This is a genomic window from Citrobacter sp. Cpo089, from assembly GCF_030332695.1.
Lineage (GTDB): Bacteria > Pseudomonadota > Gammaproteobacteria > Enterobacterales > Enterobacteriaceae > Citrobacter > Citrobacter portucalensis.
This window is the reverse complement of sequence record NZ_JAOWHJ010000054.1, coordinates 203543-219171: the sequence shown is the minus strand read 5'-3', so window position 1 is coordinate 219171 and position 15629 is coordinate 203543. Positions and strand designations below refer to the sequence as shown.

The window sequence follows — 15629 nt, the reverse complement described above, 5'->3', positions numbered from 1 at the left end:
TGGTGGTGCTCATATCAGGTTCAGGGTAGCATGTTTCCACCTTATGATTCGTTAGCAATTTGGAGTTTTATCATGCCGCCTCGCCGCTATAACCCTGACTACCGACGTGACGCGCTGTTGGAACGCATAAATCTGGATATCCCTGCCGCTGTAGCTCAGGCGCTGCGTGAAGATTTAGGCGGAGAAGTTGATGCCAATAACGATATCACCGCACAGCTTTTACCCGAAGACATGCGCTCCCATGCCACCGTAATCACCCGCGAAGATGGCGTTTTTTGTGGAAAACGTTGGGTGGAAGAGGTCTTTATTCAGCTGGCTGGCGATGATGTCAACATCACCTGGCATGTCGAAGATGGCGACAGCATAAAGGCCAATCAGCCGCTGTTTGAACTGGACGGCCCTTCCCGCGTTTTACTGACCGGTGAACGTACTGCGCTGAATTTTGTGCAGACGCTTTCAGGTGTAGCGAGCGAAGTGCGTAAATACGTCGACCTGTTAGTGGGAACCAAGACCCAACTGCTGGATACGCGTAAAACACTGCCGGGACTGCGTACCGCGCTAAAATACGCCGTATTGTGCGGCGGCGGCGCGAATCATCGTTTGGGGCTCTCCGACGCCTTCCTGATAAAAGAAAACCACATTATTGCTTCCGGCTCGGTACGTCAGGCCGTCGAAAAAGCCTTCTGGTTGCACCCGGATGTGCCGGTTGAAGTCGAAGTAGAAAGCCTGGATGAGCTAGACGACGCGCTGAAAGCCGGGGCCGACATCATCATGCTCGATAACTTCGAAACTGACCAAATGCGCGAAGCGGTAAAACGCACCAACGGCCAGGCGCGTCTGGAAGTGTCGGGCAACGTCACCCATGAAACGCTGCGCGAATTTGCCGAAACCGGTGTCGACTTTATCTCCGTTGGCGCACTGACCAAACATGTTCGCGCACTCGATCTCTCCATGCGATTTCGCTAATTGCTGATTGTATTGCCCGATGACGCTTCGCTTATCGGGCCTACTATACAAGTTTATTCTGTAAGCCGGATACGGCATTTACACCACCATCCGGCAGTTTCTTCGAGTCTCTTCGCAAATACATTGTCTGACTCTGTAATTTCGTAAAAATCCTCTGAACCCACTTTCCCGTTTTGTTTTTTGTCTCTCGTCGTCCTCCCGTCGGTTTGCCAAAGTAGCGCCAGCAAACTCAAGGAGCGAACGATGAACAAGCAACGAGGCTTTACACTTATCGAACTCATGGTGGTAATTGGCATTATTGCCATCCTTAGCGCCATCGGCATTCCGGCATATCAAAACTATCTGCGCAAAGCCGCGCTGACAGACATGCTGCAAACCTTTGTCCCCTATCGCACGGCAGTTGAGCTCTGTGCACTGGAGCATGGCGGAACAGATACCTGCGATGCCGGAACGAATGGTATTCCCTCTCCAACAACTACCCGTTACGTCTCAGCCATGAGCGTTGAAAAGGGAGTTGTCAGTCTTAGTGGGCAGGAAAGCCTGAACGGGCTAAGCATCACCATGACGCCAGGTTGGGACAATGCCAACGGCATTACCGGTTGGAACCGAAACTGCGTCATCCAGAACGACAGCGCATTGCAGCAGGCCTGTGAAGACATTTTCCGCTTTGATACCCACTAAGGAACAGAGATGAACACCACCCAACTTACGGCGCTATGCCAACGTTATCAGGCAATATTACTGGATGCAGACAATGAAGTAGTGCATATCGCCGTCGTAGACGCCCCATCACACGAGCTGCTGGATGCGCTGCATTTTGCCACCATCCGGCGCATCGACATTGTCTGCTGGACACGTCAGCAAATGGAAGGCCACACACATACACCGCAGACAATGCTCCCGGCAGTGGTCACGAAAAGCAGCGCCAGCGCAGCAGACTTGCTGAATCAGACGTTTCATTCCGCTCTGACGCAACGGGCTTCTGATATTCATTTTGAACCCGAGGAAAATCACTATCGAATCAGATTACGCGTAGATGGCGTGCTTCACGCTTTACCGGAAGTGACGACCGAGATGGGCATTGCCATTACCGCAAGGTTAAAAGTATTAGGCAGCCTGGATATCGCCGAGCATCGGCTTCCACAAGACGGACAATTTACCGTTGAGATTTCAGGAGAGCCGGTCTCGTTTCGCATCGCCACCCTGCCCTGTCGCTACGGCGAAAAGGTCGTGTTGCGGCTACTTCATCAGGTCGATCAGTCACTGGAGATCGCCGCGCTGGGAATGCAAGACGCGCAGCTGGCCGCATTTTCGCAAGCCTTGCAGCAGCCTCAGGGGCTGATTCTGGTTACCGGGCCTACCGGAAGCGGCAAAACGGTCACGCTGTACAGTGCGCTGCAAACCCGAAACACCCCGGATGTGAATCTTTGTAGCGTGGAAGATCCGGTAGAGATCCCGATCGCAGGTCTCAACCAGACGCAAATTCACCCACGTGCCGGCCTGACTTTTCAGGGAGTCTTACGTGCTCTGCTGCGCCAGGATCCCGACATTATCATGGTGGGTGAAATCCGCGATGGCGAAACGGCCGAAATAGCCCTTAAAGCCGCGCAAACCGGCCATCTGGTTCTTTCTACGCTGCATACCAATTCCACCAGTGAAACGCTGGTGCGCTTGCAACAAATGGGTGTCGCACGCTGGATGATCGCCTCCGCGCTGACGCTCGTTATTGCACAGCGGTTGGTCAGAAAGTTGTGCCCCCATTGCCGACAACGTCAGAGTACGCCTATCACGCTCCCGAAAGCTGTCTGGCCTACACCACTACCGAATTGGCAGGCCCCTGGCTGTAAACATTGTTATCACGGATTTTATGGTCGTGCTGCATTGTTTGAAGTGCTCCCTGTTACTCCGGCATTACGTCAGAGTATTGCCAGTGGCACATCCGTAGACGAAGTGGAGTCTGATGCTCAGCAATCAGGAATGAGAACGCTATTCGAGAATGGCTGTCAGGCCGTCGAGCAAGGGTTAACGACATTTGAAGAGCTGATTCGTGTACTGGGCATGCCTCATGTCCACTAAACAGCTTTGGCGCTGGCAAGGTATTAACAACGAAGGTAAATCGCTGGAAGGCACACTATGGGCCGATACCCGACCGTCATTGATGCTGGCTCTTGAGAAACAACAGATTACGCCGCTGCGCATTAAACGTATGCGTGTCAAAACCTCGCACTGGAGCCGTACAAGAAGTGCCGAAACCATACACCAGTTGGCGACATTACTAAAGGCAGGGTTAACGCTCTCAACAGGGCTAGCTCTGCTTGCTGAACAGCATCCCAGCAGTCAATGGCAGGCGCTACTGCGTACGCTGGCTTACGATATGGAACAGGGCATTACCCTCTCCACCTCGTTATCACAATGGCAACACGTTTTTCCGCCCCTTTACCAGGCAATGATCCGCACCGGAGAGCTTACGGGTAAGCTGGACGACTGCTGTTTTGAACTCGCCCACCAGCAAAAGAAACAACAGCAACTTGCTGATAAAGTTAGAAAAGCCCTGCGCTATCCGATCATCATCATAACAATGGCAGTGATGGTCGTATTTGCGATGCTGCAGTTTGTACTCCCTGAGTTTGCCGCTATCTACCAAACGTTCAACACCCCGCTACCGGCGCTCACTCACTGGATTATTACCATCGCACACTGTAGCAGCCAATGGGGATGGCTGACGGTAGCACTTGGCCTGGTAGCAGTTGCCACACATCATTTGATAAAGCAGAAACCGTACTGGCTCATTCTTCGCCAGAAATTGCTGCTCAGCCTCCCGGTCATAGGGCCGATGGTGAGAGGGCAAAAACTCACGCAGATATTCACTGTTCTGGCGTTAACGCAAAATGCGGGCATTCCCTTTTTGCAGGGTCTTGAGAGCGTTACCGAAACGCTGGCTAACCCTTTCTGGTCGCAACGTTTAGCACTGGTTCAGCAGGATATCAGCGCTGGAAAACCGATCTGGTTAGCGCTTAAAAATAGTGGTGAATTCAGCCCATTGTGTATACAGCTGGTCAGAACTGGTGAAGCTTCCGGCTCGCTGGATGCAATGCTGCGCAATCTTGCGCATCACCATGGCGAGAAAACCCTGGCTCAGGCTGAGAATTTGGCTGCATTACTTGAGCCTGCGTTGCTGATCATTACGGGGCTTATCATCGGTACCCTAGTCGTCGCGATGTATTTACCGATTTTCCATTTGGGAGATGCGATGAGCGGAGTGTGATAAATTCAAATGCCGGATGGCGGCGTAACGCCATCAGGCATTTCACAGAACTAGCTGTTCTTACAGGCTATTGAAAACACGGTTTTCTTGTTCCTGTACACGAATAAACGTTGTACGTTTGGTCAGCTCTTTCAGACGGGATGCACCGACATAGGTACAGGCAGAACGCAGGCCGCCGAGGATATCGCGAGCGGTATTATCAACCGGGCCGCGCAGTGGCAACTTGACGGTTTTACCTTCTGCGGCGCGGTACTGTGCAACACCACCTACGTGACGCGTCATGGCAGATTCAGAACTCATACCGTAGAACAGCATGAATTTCTCACCGTTCTCCTCAACAATTTTGCCGCCACTTTCTTCATGACCAGCCAGCATGCCGCCAAGCATCACGAAGTCTGCGCCGCCACCGAACGCTTTTGCCACGTCACCCGGCATTGTGCAACCGCCGTCGCTGACAATCATGCCACCCAGACCGTGGGCTGCATCGGCGCATTCAATAACTGCAGAAAGCTGTGGATAGCCAACGCCGGTTTTTACACGTGTGGTACATACTGAACCTGGGCCAATGCCGACTTTGACAATATCAGCACCGGAGAGCACCAGCTCTTCACACATTTCACCGGTGACCACATTGCCCGCACAGATCGTTTTTGTCGGCCATGCTTCACGCGCTTTCGACACGAACTGAACAAAATGCTCTGAGTAGCCATTGGCCACATCAATGCAGATAAAGTTCAGCGCGGGGTTGAGCGCCAGAATCTGTTTAGTTTTTTCGAAATCTGCATCAGACGTACCGGTTGAAACCATTACGTGTTTGAGCACATCGGCAGAGCTCTCTGCGATGAAGGCGGCCCAGTCTTCAACAGAATAGTGTTTGTGCACAGCGGTCAGGATGTCGAAGGATGCCAGTGCCGTTGCCATGGCAAACGTCCCGACAGTGTCCATGTTCGCGGCAATAATAGGTACGCCGGACCAGGTCTGACCTGAATGCTTAAAGGTAAATTGACGTTCCAGCTCAACATCGGAACGGCTTTTGAGAGTAGAACGCTTAGGGCGGATAAGAACGTCTTTGAAACCTAACTTCAGATCTTCTTCGATACGCATGTGCGGATTCCTGGGGTTAATGGCGAAAAATCGAAACTCACAACTCCAGTGACGCTATCATACGCACTAATCAATGGCGCGCAAGACTGCGAAATTCTCTTTTTTTACGCTACAATCCCATAAATTTACCTGGCGAATAGTAGGTTAATCCTGCAGCAGCCTCGCCTTCGCACGCATAACTTTTAACTGTTTGATAATCAAACTTAAACTCCAGGATCGGCATCTATGAGGTATACGGTAGCCTTAACCGGCGGCATTGGCAGTGGTAAAAGCACCGTTGCAAATGCGTTCGCTGACCTCGGAATAAACGTCATTGATGCAGATATTATTGCGCGCCAGGTGGTTGAACCCGGCACACCTGCTCTTAAGGCGATCGAAGAACATTTTGGTTCCGACGTTATAGCCGCAGACGGATCGTTGCAGCGACGCATTTTACGCGAACGCATTTTTTCCAATCCTGAGGAGAAAAGCTGGCTGAATGCCCTGCTCCATCCGCTTATTCAGCAGGAAACGCAGCGTCAGTTTCAGCAAGTAACCTCTCCTTATCTGCTATGGGTTGTCCCTTTGCTGGTGGAAAATTCGCTGTATAAAAAAGCCGACCGCGTACTCGTGGTGGATGTCACCCCCGAAACCCAGCTCAGACGCACCATGCAGCGTGATGACGTCACGCGTGAGCATGTTGAACAAATTCTTGCTGCCCAGGCAACGCGTGAAGCGCGGCTGGTCGTGGCAGACGATGTTATTGATAATAATGGCGCACCGGAAGCCATCGCCTCGGATGTCGCCCGCCTGCACGCGCTCTATTTGCAATGCGCGTCGCAGTTTGTCTCACAGGAAAAACCGTAATGCACACCCAGGTCCTTTTTGAACACCCTCTCAATGAGAAGATGCGCACATGGCTGCGCATTGAGTTTTTAATCCAACAGCTCTCCGTTAATTTGCCCATTGCTGACCATGCCGGCGCTCTGCATTTTTTCCGCAATATCGGAGATTTACTGGATGTATTTGAACGCGGCGAAGTCCGCACCGAACTCCTCAAGGAACTGGAACGACAGCAGCGTAAACTCCAGGCCTGGGTCGAAGTTCCCGGCGTCGATCAAAGCAGAATCGACTCTTTGCGTCAGCAGTTAAAAAGTGCAGGCAGCATTCTGATTTCTGCCCCGCGTATTGGACAGACGCTGCGCGAAGATCGTCTGATTGGTCTCGTCCGTCAGCGTTTAAGTATTCCTGGCGGGTGCTGCAGTTTCGATCTGCCGACCCTGCATATCTGGTTACACCTGGAACAGTCGCATCGTAACGCGCAGGTTGAAACCTGGCTTGCCAGCCTGAATCCGCTCAATCAGGCGCTGTCGCTGGTACTGGATTTAATTCGCAACTCAGCGCCGTTTCGTAAGCAAACCAGCCTGAATGGTTTTTATCAGGACAACGGCGAAGATGCAGATCTGCTGCGCTTACAGCTGCCGCTTGATTCGCTGCTTTATCCGCAAATTTCTGGTCATAAGAGCCGTTTTGCCATCCGCTTTATGCCGCTGGATAGCGAGAATGGTCAGGTGCCTGAGCGCCTCGATTTTGAACTGGCGTGCTGTTAAGGAGTCAACATGTCTGAACAAACCATCGTCAACTGCCCAACCTGCGGCAAGCCTGTAGTATGGGCTGAGGTCAGTCCGTTTCGCCCATTCTGCAGCAAGCGCTGCCAGTTAATCGATCTGGGAGAGTGGGCCGCAGAAGAGAAACGCATCCCAAGCTCTGGCGATCTGTCAGAAAGCGACGACTGGAGTGAAGAACAGAAGTAATTCTGCTAAAACGGTGGGTCGGATTAGGCAACGCCGCATCCGGCATTTTATGTTGTTTTGCCTGATGGCGCTGCGCTTATCAGGCCTACGAACTAAAACGTTGGGCGAGCATGCGTAGCGCCCCCGCCATAATTTGCCGGATGCGGCATTGCCTTATCCGGCCTACAGCACCATTAGCCAGCTATCAGCTTTTCAATGACCGGTGCATTCGCGGGCGGGAAATCCTGCGCATTCAGAGCATCTTGCGCAATCCACTGCGCCGGTTGCCCCTCTTTTCCCCACGGCTCGCCTTCCCAGCTTTCAACCAGCCAGAACCACAGAGTGATATGCCTGTCCGGAAACTGATACTCCAGCTTTTCGAACAATGAGCTTTGAGTCGGCGTGATCCCCACTTCTTCCTGTAGCTCGCGAATCAGCGCCTGCTCCGGTGTTTCGCCCGCTTCAATTTTCCCGCCGGGGAACTCCAGCTTATTGGCCATGTGGGCATCAGCCGCACGCTGGGTGATAAAAATTTCATGTTGATGATTACGAATAATCCCGACGGCGATTTGCAGTATTTTCATCTTTATCGTCCATAAAAAAGGCGCAGAATTCTGCGCCTTTTCAGTAAGTTATTTTCTTAGCTCAGACGGCCGTGGCACTGTTTGTATTTTTTGCCAGAGCCGCAAGGACACGGATCGTTACGACCCACTTTACGATCGCCAGTTTGTGCTGCCAGCTCTTCTGCCGCGGCAGAATCGTCGCCTTTATGGCTCAATTGCTGCATCTGCGCTAAGCGCTCAGCTTCTTCACGACGCTGCTGCTCCATAGCTTCGACTTCTTCAGGCATACGCACCTGAACTTTGCTCAGGGTGCTGATCACTTCGTATTTCAGTGATTCCAGCATTGACGCAAACATAGAGAAAGATTCACGCTTGTATTCCTGCTTCGGATCTTTTTGCGCATAACCACGCAGGTGGATACCCTGGCGCAGATAGTCCATCGCAGCAAGGTGCTCTTTCCACAGGGAGTCGAGAGTTTGCAGCATCACGCCTTTTTCGAAGTGACGCATCATCTCCGCGCCCACAACTTCCTCTTTACGCTGATAAACTTCGATGGCGTTTGCCAGGATACGTTCACGCAGCGTTTCTTCGTGCAGCTCAGGCTCTTTATCCAGCCACTCTGAAATCGGCATCTCAAGATCGAAGTCGTTTTTCAGACGTTCCTGCAGACCCGGGATATCCCACATTTCCTCCAGAGACTGCGGCGGAATATAGGCATCAATAGTTGCTTTGAAGACATCTTCGCGGATGCTGTTGATGGTTTCGCTAACATCAGTTACGTCCAGCAGTTCGTTACGCTGGGTGTAGATAGCACGACGCTGGTCGTTGGCGACGTCATCATATTCCAGCAACTGCTTACGAATATCGAAGTTGCGGCTTTCCACTTTACGCTGCGCGTTAGCAATTGCTTTGGTCACCCATGGGTGTTCAATGGCTTCGCCAGGCTTCATACCCAGTTTACGCATCATGCCTGACACGCGGTCAGAGGCAAAAATACGCATCAGCGCATCTTCCATCGACAGATAGAAACGGGAAGAGCCCGCGTCACCCTGACGGCCCGAACGACCACGCAGCTGGTTATCGATACGGCGAGATTCGTGACGCTCGGTACCGATAATATGCAAGCCACCGGCTGCTAATACCGCGTCATGGCGAACCTGCCACTCGGCTTTAATCTGCGCGATTTGTTCCGGAGTTGGGTTTTCCAGCTCGGCAACTTCCGCCTGCCAGCTACCGCCCAGCACGATATCGGTACCACGACCTGCCATGTTCGTCGCGATAGTCACGGCTGACGGATAACCCGCCTGGGCGACGATTGCAGCTTCGTTGGCGTGGAACTTGGCGTTCAGAACGTTGTGTTTGATACCCGCTTTGCTCAGCTCGTTAGACACTACTTCCGATTTTTCAATGGAGATAGTACCTACCAGTACCGGCTGGCCATTTGCAGTACGCTCTTTAATATCTTCAATGATCGCCTGAATTTTTTCCGCTTCGGTCATGTACACCAGATCCGGTAAATCCTTACGGATCATCGGACGGTTAGTCGGCACAACCACGGTATCCAGTTTGTAGATGGAGCTAAATTCAAACGCTTCAGTGTCGGCTGTACCGGTCATACCGGCCAGTTTTTCGTACAAACGGAAGTAGTTCTGGAAGGTAATAGATGCCAGCGTCTGGTTCTCGTTCTGGATCTCTACGCCTTCTTTAGCTTCAACAGCCTGGTGCAGCCCATCGGACCAGCGACGCCCCTGCATGGTACGACCGGTGTGTTCATCGACGATGATAACTTCGCCGTCTTTCACGATGTAATCTACGTCGCGGGTAAACAGCACGTGCGCACGCAGTGCGGCAGTCACGTGGTGCATCAGCATAATGTTACCAGGAGAGTACAGTGACTCGCCCTCGTCCATAATGCCTTCGTTAACCAGCAGCTCTTCAATCAGTACCAGACCACGCTCGGTCAGGTTAACCTGGCGCGCTTTCTCATCAACAGAGAAGTGGCCTTCGCCCTGGAACGTGTCGGAATCTTCCTTCTCCTGACGGATCAGGTGCGGGATGATTTTATTAACTTTTTTGTACATTTCCGAGCTGTCTTCAGCCGGGCCGGAAATGATCAGCGGCGTACGCGCTTCATCGATCAGGATGGAGTCGACTTCATCGACCAGCGCATAGTGCAGTTTACGTTGAACACGCTCTTCCGGACTAAACGCCATGTTGTCGCGCAGATAGTCAAAGCCGTATTCGTTATTGGTACCGTAAGTAATATCGGCGTTGTAGGCTTCACGCTTGGCTGGCGCAGGCAGGCCAGACATGTTGATACCAACGGTCATGCCGAGGAATTCAAACAGCGGGCGGTTATTTTCGGCATCACGCTGAGCCAGATAGTCGTTCACGGTAACCACGTGTACGCCCTTCCCGCTTAATGCGTTCAGGTAGGCTGGCAGCGTCGCGGTCAGGGTTTTACCTTCACCAGTACGCATTTCCGCGATGCAGCGATCGTTAAGCACCATACCGCCCAGCAGCTGAACGTCGAAGTGACGCATACCGAACACGCGCTTACTCGCTTCACGCACTACTGCGAACGCTTCCGGGATCAGGCTCTCAACGCTGGCACCTTTTTCCAGACGGGCGCGGAATTCAGCGGTCTTCGCTTTCAGTTCATCATCGGAGAGTTTTTCCATCTCCGGTTCCATCGCATTGATGACATTGACCACTTTACGCATACGACGCAGCGTACGCTCGTTACGGCTACCGAATACTTTCGTTAATAATTTGATTAGCATAATAAAATCTCAAACGCCCCGCGGTGCGGAGTCAAAAATTATAAGTTGGAAGGTTCTTTTTTAGCTGAGGCGTTGAGGACCAGCGCGGATACCCTGCTGCTGGCTAATCCAGACCGGAACGCTAAACGCGGCCTGAGAGGTAAAGTGTGCGTATGTCACGCGACTTACTGTCGCGGGCGGAGTGCCTTCTTGCGTCAGCATCGCGCTGAGCGTATTCAGTAACGCAAGATGGTGCGCCTGGATTGGCAATGGCTCTTCGGCAACGGGCAACGCCTGAGGTGCCATGGCAAAAGAAAGATGGCGGATAACCGTACGAATGGCATGTTGATGCCAGTAATCGACGGTAAAATTTGGGCGCCGATTGGTCGCTTCCAGCAAAGCAAGCTGGCTAAAGTTTACTTTAGCACCTTGATCGTGATTGCTGGCGGTCGCCTTCGCGGGAGTATTAGGTTCAGCAGCATTACCGAGCGCGGGCAGGCCAAAACTAGCCGCGACCATCCCCAACAGGAGATGCGGCCAGAAGTACCGTCTGCCTAACTGTCGCCAGCGCGTCAGTATTCCACTCACGTTATTGCCACCTGATATACCCTGCGTTTGGGGTTACAAATGCAAAACCATTTTTTGCGCACAAATCTTACCATTAATGCGTTCGCACCACAGCAGTAATGACAGCAAGTCGCGGGTAAATATGCTTAAGAAAGCAGCGATCGAACGGTATTTTAATCTACCTGTGGGGAAAAAGTCGCTTCAGATAAGGTGGTTTGCACTCGGAAGATAAAAAAACGACTGGCTCACCTGGCCGGAGAGAGTGCCAGATTTACCAGTCGAATTTATGCGACAGCGTATGTCGTTATGCCAGTACGGTCGATGGTGCTTTGAACGCCAACGGCAGTTCTGCATCGTCCTGGAAGGTCACATATTCCCAGGCTTCCTGTTTTGCCAGGACCGCCTGCAGCAGTTTGTTATTCAATGCATGACCGGATTTATACGCGGTAAATGCACCAATAATGTTGTGACCACACATGAACAAGTCACCGATCGCGTCGAGCATTTTGTGACGAACGAATTCATCTTCAAAACGCAGGCCGTCTTCGTTCAATACGCGATAATCGTCAACAACGATGGCACAATCGAAGCTGCCGCCCAGGCACAGGCCGCGGGACTGCAGATATTCGATATCACGCATGAAGCCGAAAGTACGCGCACGGCTGATCTGACGCATGAACGCATCCGCAGAGAAGTTCATCGCGTAGCGCTGCGTGCTGGAGTCGATCGCCGGATGGTTAAAGTCGATGGTGAAATCCAACGTAAAACCATTATACGGCTTAAACTCAGCCCACTTATCGCCATCTTCGACACGAACGGTCTCTTTGATGCGAACAAATTTTTTGGCGCTGCTCAGTTCTTCAATACCTGCATCAAGCAGCAGATAAACGAACGGAGCGGCACTGCCATCCATGATCGGGATTTCCGGTGCGTTAACTTCAATAACGATGTTATCGATACCTAAACCCGCCAGAGCAGCATTAAGGTGCTCTACGGTTGAAATCCGTACATCATGCTCATTGACCAGACACGTACAGAGCATGGTATCACGCACAGATTTGGCATCGGCCGGGAAATCTACCGGAGGATTCAAGTCGGTGCGACGATAGATGACCCCGGTGTTGGCCGGCGCAGGGCGTAATGTCAGGGTGACTTTTTTGCCGGTATGCAAACCGACGCCAGTCGCCTGAACGATACGTTTAAGAGTCCTTTGTTTGATCATCGTATAATCTCGCCAAATTACCTATCCAACCGAAGTGTACTATACATTCGGTGGGCCAGTTTAGCACAAAGAGCCACAATTCCCAAATTCCAGCTAATTCTTAATCAGCTTGCTTACGCAGGAATGCTGGGATATCCAGATAATCCGGCTCTTTGGTGGTTTGCGGCGTATTGTCGTTAACCACTTTCGCTACCGGTTTCTGCTCTTGCGTCAACGGCGCCATGCCGTGCTGCTGGTAACGATCCATTACCGGCTGCTGTACCTGCTTGTTGGTCACCAGAGTGATTTCAGGACGTTTGTCCATACCAATTCCAGTCGCAACAACGGTGACGCGCAGTTCGTCGTTCATATCCGGGTCCAGGGAGGTACCGATAACCACGGTCGCATTATCCGATGCAAAGGCACGAATCGTGTTACCGACGGTTTCGAACTCATCCAGACGCAGGTCGAAGCCCGCAGTAATGTTGACCAGCACGCCGCGCGCGCCAGACAGATCGATGTCTTCCAGCAGCGGAGAAGAGATAGCCATTTCAGCCGCTTCTTCTGCACGGTCTTCACCGCTTGCCACGCCTGAACCCATCATCGCGTAGCCCATTTCGGACATCACGGTGCGCACGTCTGCAAAGTCGACGTTCATCAGGCCCGGACGAGTAATCAGTTCAGCGATACCCTGGACTGCGCCTTTCAGCACGTCGTTCGCTGCGCCAAACGCATCCAGCAGGGAGATTCCGCGACCCAGCACTTTCAGCAGCTTGTCATTCGGAATAGTGATCAGAGAGTCCACATGTTTGGACAGCTCGGTGATACCCTGCTCCGCGAATGCCATACGCTTCTTACCTTCAAAATTGAAAGGCTTAGTCACGACAGCAACGGTCAGAATACCTAAATCTTTTGCTACTTCAGCAACCACTGGCGCTGCACCGGTACCGGTACCGCCGCCCATGCCTGCTGCGATAAACACCATGTCTGCGCCGTCAAGCGCTGCACGCAGAGCTTCACGGTCTTCGTCTGCCGCATTACGGCCGACTTCCGGGTTTGCACCCGCGCCCAGACCTTTGGTGATGCCGCTACCAATCTGAATGGTCTGTCCAACCGCCGTTTTACGCAACGCCTGAGCGTCGGTATTCACCGCGAAGAATTCAACACCTTCGATGCGCTCGCGCACCATGTGTTCAACGGCATTACCGCCGCCGCCGCCGACGCCGATGACTTTAATCACCGCGTCATTGGTTAGTTCCATAGGTTCAAACATAGTTTCTCTCTCCGTTGTGCCTGTCGCCTGAGACCGTTAATGTGCGTTGGTCTCTTTAAAAATTAAAACTCTTTTCGCAGCCAGCTATTGAGTCGTTTGATCCACGAGCCAACTGATGCCGTAACGCGTTTTTCAACTTCAGCCTCACCACTCAAATGGGATTCTTTCCCGTAGTGAAGCAGCCCCACTGCCGTTGAATAATAAGGCTCCTGGGCATAATCCGTCAGACCAGTGATATTCAGCGGTGCGCCAATACGTACTTGCGTATGGAACACGCGCTGTGCGCAGGCCGCAAGACCTTCAATTTGCGCAGCGCCACCGGTTAACACAATCCCCGCCGCCAGATGATGTTTCACACCCTGCTGGCGAAGCTGTTCTTGTAATTGCAAAATTTCTTCGTTGACCAGGTTGAGCAGCTCGGTATAACGCGGCTCAATGACCTCTGCCAGGGTCTGACGTTGCAGGCTACGCGGTGGACGACCACCTACGCTTGGCACTTCAACGCTTTCGTCTTTACCCACGATGGAGCCCAGCGCGCATCCATGACGCACTTTGATGGCTTCAGCATCGCTCGGCGGCGTACCAAAGGCATACGCGATATCGCTGGTCACTACATTCCCTGCATAAGGGATCACTTTAGTGTGGCGCAACGCCCCGCCAGTATAAACGGCGATGTCCATTGTACCACCACCAATATCTACCACGCAGACACCCAGCTCACGTTCATCTTCCGTCAACACGGAATAACTGGCTGCCAACCCGGCAAAAATCAGTTGGTCAACTTTCAGACCACAACGTTCAACGGCTTTGACAATGTTCTTCGCCATGTCGTTGTGGCAGGTAATAAGATGGACTTTTGCCTGCATACGCACGCCGGAAAGACCGACCGGATTTTTAATGCCTTCCTGGTAGTCGATGGCGTATTCCTGCGGAATAACGTGCAGAACACGATGTTCATCGCGAACGCGTACGGATTTTGCCGTATGTACTACGTTTTCCACATCTTCCTGCGTCACTTCCTCTTCGGAAATGGGCACCATACCAATTTCATTTTGACAGCTAATATGTTTACCGGAAAGTGCCAGATACACCGAGGAAATCTGGCAATCTGCCATCAGTTCAGCCTGGTCAATGGCGCGCTGTACGCACTTCACCACTGACTCAAGGTCATTCACCCCGCCTTTATCCATACCTCGCGATGGGCAACTGCCCACGCCAATGATATTGACCATACCGTCGGGCAGAACTTCCCCTACTAAAGCGGCTACCTTCGCGGTGCCAATCTCCAGTCCAACTACCAGTTTTCTGTCCGTCGCCTTGATCATTGTTGTTCTGCCTGTGCCTGATTCTGTTGCTGATTAGATTCCTCAGGAGGCAAGGGAACCCAGCCTACTGCCGCTCCTGAGTCATAACGCAAATCAACGTAGCTAATCCGTTTGCCATCGGTTTGCGCCTGCTGCTGTAAAACCGGGTAGAGTTCCACAAAGCGAGCCAAACGTTTTATCGTATCGCCCCTGCCCAGATTCAGCTTAATATCGTTATTCAGCGTCAACTGCCAGGAACGACGAGCGGTCATCGCCGCTTCCTTCAGGGTGAATCTATCCTTAGCCAGCACCTGCCCCATATCGCGGAACCCTTGCAACACTTCACTTGCGCTGCCTTCCGGTCCATACAACATGGGTAATACCTGCTTATTGGCCCGACCGGTTGGAACACTGAACGTATTTCCTTCAGCATCCACCATATGTTGGTCATTCCAACGCGCAATGGGCACATATTCAACCAGATGAATCTTCAATTCATCGGGCCATTGCTTTCTGACGCTCGCCTGTTTAATCCAGGGGAGGCGTTCAATTTGACTCTGAATGATGTTCACATCCTGAGTCATAAAGGTTCCCGGAGCGCCCAGCGCCAGAATGGACTGACGAATATCGTCATTGCGCGTGTAATGCCGTTCGCCGGTTAACACCAGTTTCGATAAAGGCAAACGTTGCGCATCTTCCATCCACCCCAACACTACCCAGCCGCTGACAAACACGGTGCACAGCACTGTCAGCAGGAACAATATTCCTGCAAGACGCGTTCCATTATTGCGGCGTGAGGAGTTTACTTCTTCTTCATCACCGTTTCGCGTGTTCAGCGCAGCCTGCGACATA

At 52.2% G+C, this 15629-nt stretch carries 15 protein-coding genes; 7 read left to right on the top strand and 8 right to left on the bottom strand.

Annotated features, from left to right (window positions below; translation table 11 throughout):
* Window positions 1-72 precede the first annotated feature (72 nt).
* The 4 genes from nadC (at window position 73) to hofC (ending at window position 4231) form a co-directional block, all read left to right on the top strand.
* The gene (gene nadC, locus OGX92_RS10980; protein ID WP_003829503.1) at window positions 73-966 is read left to right on the top strand and encodes a carboxylating nicotinate-nucleotide diphosphorylase; all 894 of its coding nucleotides are present in this window, start codon (window positions 73-75) and stop codon (window positions 964-966) included.
* 243 nt (window positions 967-1209) lie between these two features.
* Window positions 1210-1647, top strand: coding sequence for a prepilin peptidase-dependent pilin (gene ppdD, locus OGX92_RS10975; RefSeq protein ID WP_063941110.1), 438 nt, complete (start codon window positions 1210-1212; stop codon window positions 1645-1647).
* 9 nt (window positions 1648-1656) lie between these two features.
* Window positions 1657-3042, top strand: a complete 1386-nt coding sequence (gene gspE / locus OGX92_RS10970; RefSeq protein ID WP_286586541.1) for a type II secretion system protein GspE — start codon at window positions 1657-1659, stop codon at window positions 3040-3042.
* Entirely contained in the window at window positions 3032-4231 is a 1200-nt protein-coding gene (gene hofC, locus OGX92_RS10965) for a protein transport protein HofC (protein WP_286586540.1), read from the top strand. The genes gspE and hofC overlap by 11 nt, the downstream gene beginning before the upstream one ends.
* Before the next feature lie 60 nt (window positions 4232-4291).
* Here the strand turns inward: hofC and OGX92_RS10960 are convergent, their stop codons facing one another.
* Window positions 4292-5335, bottom strand: a complete 1044-nt coding sequence (locus OGX92_RS10960) for a GMP reductase (protein WP_003829510.1) — start codon at window positions 5333-5335, stop codon at window positions 4292-4294.
* A 225-nt stretch (window positions 5336-5560) separates the two neighbouring features.
* Between OGX92_RS10960 and coaE the strand changes: the two genes are divergently transcribed.
* From coaE to yacG, 3 genes are read left to right on the top strand one after another with little or no spacing between them, the layout of a single operon-like run.
* Entirely contained in the window at window positions 5561-6181 is a 621-nt protein-coding gene (gene coaE / locus OGX92_RS10955) for a dephospho-CoA kinase (protein WP_240389394.1), read from the top strand.
* Complete coding sequence (gene zapD, locus OGX92_RS10950) at window positions 6181-6924, top strand: cell division protein ZapD (protein ID WP_286586539.1); 744 nt, start codon at window positions 6181-6183, stop codon at window positions 6922-6924. The genes coaE and zapD overlap by 1 nt, the downstream gene beginning before the upstream one ends.
* A gap of 9 nt (window positions 6925-6933) precedes the next feature.
* Window positions 6934-7128, top strand: coding sequence for a DNA gyrase inhibitor YacG (yacG, locus tag OGX92_RS10945; RefSeq protein WP_003018740.1), 195 nt, complete (start codon window positions 6934-6936; stop codon window positions 7126-7128).
* A 173-nt stretch (window positions 7129-7301) separates the two neighbouring features.
* On the opposite strand, the gene mutT is transcribed toward yacG, so the two are convergent.
* From mutT to ftsQ, 7 genes are all read right to left on the bottom strand, one after another.
* Window positions 7302-7691: an 8-oxo-dGTP diphosphatase MutT gene (mutT, locus tag OGX92_RS10940; protein WP_063941107.1), complete on the bottom strand. Its 390-nt coding sequence runs from the start codon at window positions 7689-7691 to the stop codon at window positions 7302-7304.
* Between the two features lie 56 nt (window positions 7692-7747).
* Window positions 7748-10453: a preprotein translocase subunit SecA gene (secA, locus tag OGX92_RS10935; protein ID WP_003829517.1), complete on the bottom strand. Its 2706-nt coding sequence runs from the start codon at window positions 10451-10453 to the stop codon at window positions 7748-7750.
* A gap of 60 nt (window positions 10454-10513) precedes the next feature.
* Window positions 10514-11020: a secA translation cis-regulator SecM gene (gene secM, locus OGX92_RS10930; RefSeq protein WP_126956890.1), complete on the bottom strand. Its 507-nt coding sequence runs from the start codon at window positions 11018-11020 to the stop codon at window positions 10514-10516.
* A gap of 283 nt (window positions 11021-11303) precedes the next feature.
* Window positions 11304-12221 (bottom strand): UDP-3-O-acyl-N-acetylglucosamine deacetylase, encoded by a 918-nt coding sequence (gene lpxC, locus OGX92_RS10925; RefSeq protein WP_006686706.1) that lies wholly within the window; start codon window positions 12219-12221, stop codon window positions 11304-11306.
* Window positions 12222-12321: 100 nt separating this feature from the next.
* Entirely contained in the window at window positions 12322-13473 is a 1152-nt protein-coding gene (gene ftsZ / locus OGX92_RS10920) for a cell division protein FtsZ (RefSeq protein ID WP_003018753.1), read from the bottom strand.
* A gap of 62 nt (window positions 13474-13535) precedes the next feature.
* A complete protein-coding gene (ftsA, locus tag OGX92_RS10915) occupies window positions 13536-14798 on the bottom strand; it encodes a cell division protein FtsA (protein WP_003018755.1) in 1263 nt (420 codons plus the stop codon).
* A complete protein-coding gene (gene ftsQ, locus OGX92_RS10910) occupies window positions 14795-15628 on the bottom strand; it encodes a cell division protein FtsQ (protein ID WP_003018758.1) in 834 nt (277 codons plus the stop codon). The genes ftsA and ftsQ overlap by 4 nt, the downstream gene beginning before the upstream one ends.
* Window position 15629: the final 1 nt, after the last annotated feature.

Bases quoted from the DNA above. Each gene is read 5' to 3' on its own strand.
- lpxC (WP_006686706.1), bottom strand. From the start codon at position 12,221: ATGATCAAACAAAGGACTCTTAAACGTATCGTTCAGGCGACTGGCGTC.
- ftsA (WP_003018755.1), bottom strand. From the start codon at position 14,798: ATGATCAAGGCGACGGACAGAAAACTGGTAGTTGGACTGGAGATTGGC.
- nadC (WP_003829503.1), top strand. From the start codon at position 73: ATGCCGCCTCGCCGCTATAACCCTGACTACCGACGTGACGCGCTGTTG.
- mutT (WP_063941107.1), bottom strand. From the start codon at position 7,691: ATGAAAATACTGCAAATCGCCGTCGGGATTATTCGTAATCATCAACAT.
- coaE (WP_240389394.1), top strand. From the start codon at position 5,561: ATGAGGTATACGGTAGCCTTAACCGGCGGCATTGGCAGTGGTAAAAGC.
- hofC (WP_286586540.1), top strand. From the start codon at position 3,032: ATGTCCACTAAACAGCTTTGGCGCTGGCAAGGTATTAACAACGAAGGT.
- OGX92_RS10960 (WP_003829510.1), bottom strand. From the start codon at position 5,335: ATGCGTATCGAAGAAGATCTGAAGTTAGGTTTCAAAGACGTTCTTATC.
- ftsQ (WP_003018758.1), bottom strand. From the start codon at position 15,628: ATGTCGCAGGCTGCGCTGAACACGCGAAACGGTGATGAAGAAGAAGTA.
- zapD (WP_286586539.1), top strand. From the start codon at position 6,181: ATGCACACCCAGGTCCTTTTTGAACACCCTCTCAATGAGAAGATGCGC.
- gspE (WP_286586541.1), top strand. From the start codon at position 1,657: ATGAACACCACCCAACTTACGGCGCTATGCCAACGTTATCAGGCAATA.
- ftsZ (WP_003018753.1), bottom strand. From the start codon at position 13,473: ATGTTTGAACCTATGGAACTAACCAATGACGCGGTGATTAAAGTCATC.
- yacG (WP_003018740.1), top strand. From the start codon at position 6,934: ATGTCTGAACAAACCATCGTCAACTGCCCAACCTGCGGCAAGCCTGTA.
- ppdD (WP_063941110.1), top strand. From the start codon at position 1,210: ATGAACAAGCAACGAGGCTTTACACTTATCGAACTCATGGTGGTAATT.
- secA (WP_003829517.1), bottom strand. From the start codon at position 10,453: ATGCTAATCAAATTATTAACGAAAGTATTCGGTAGCCGTAACGAGCGT.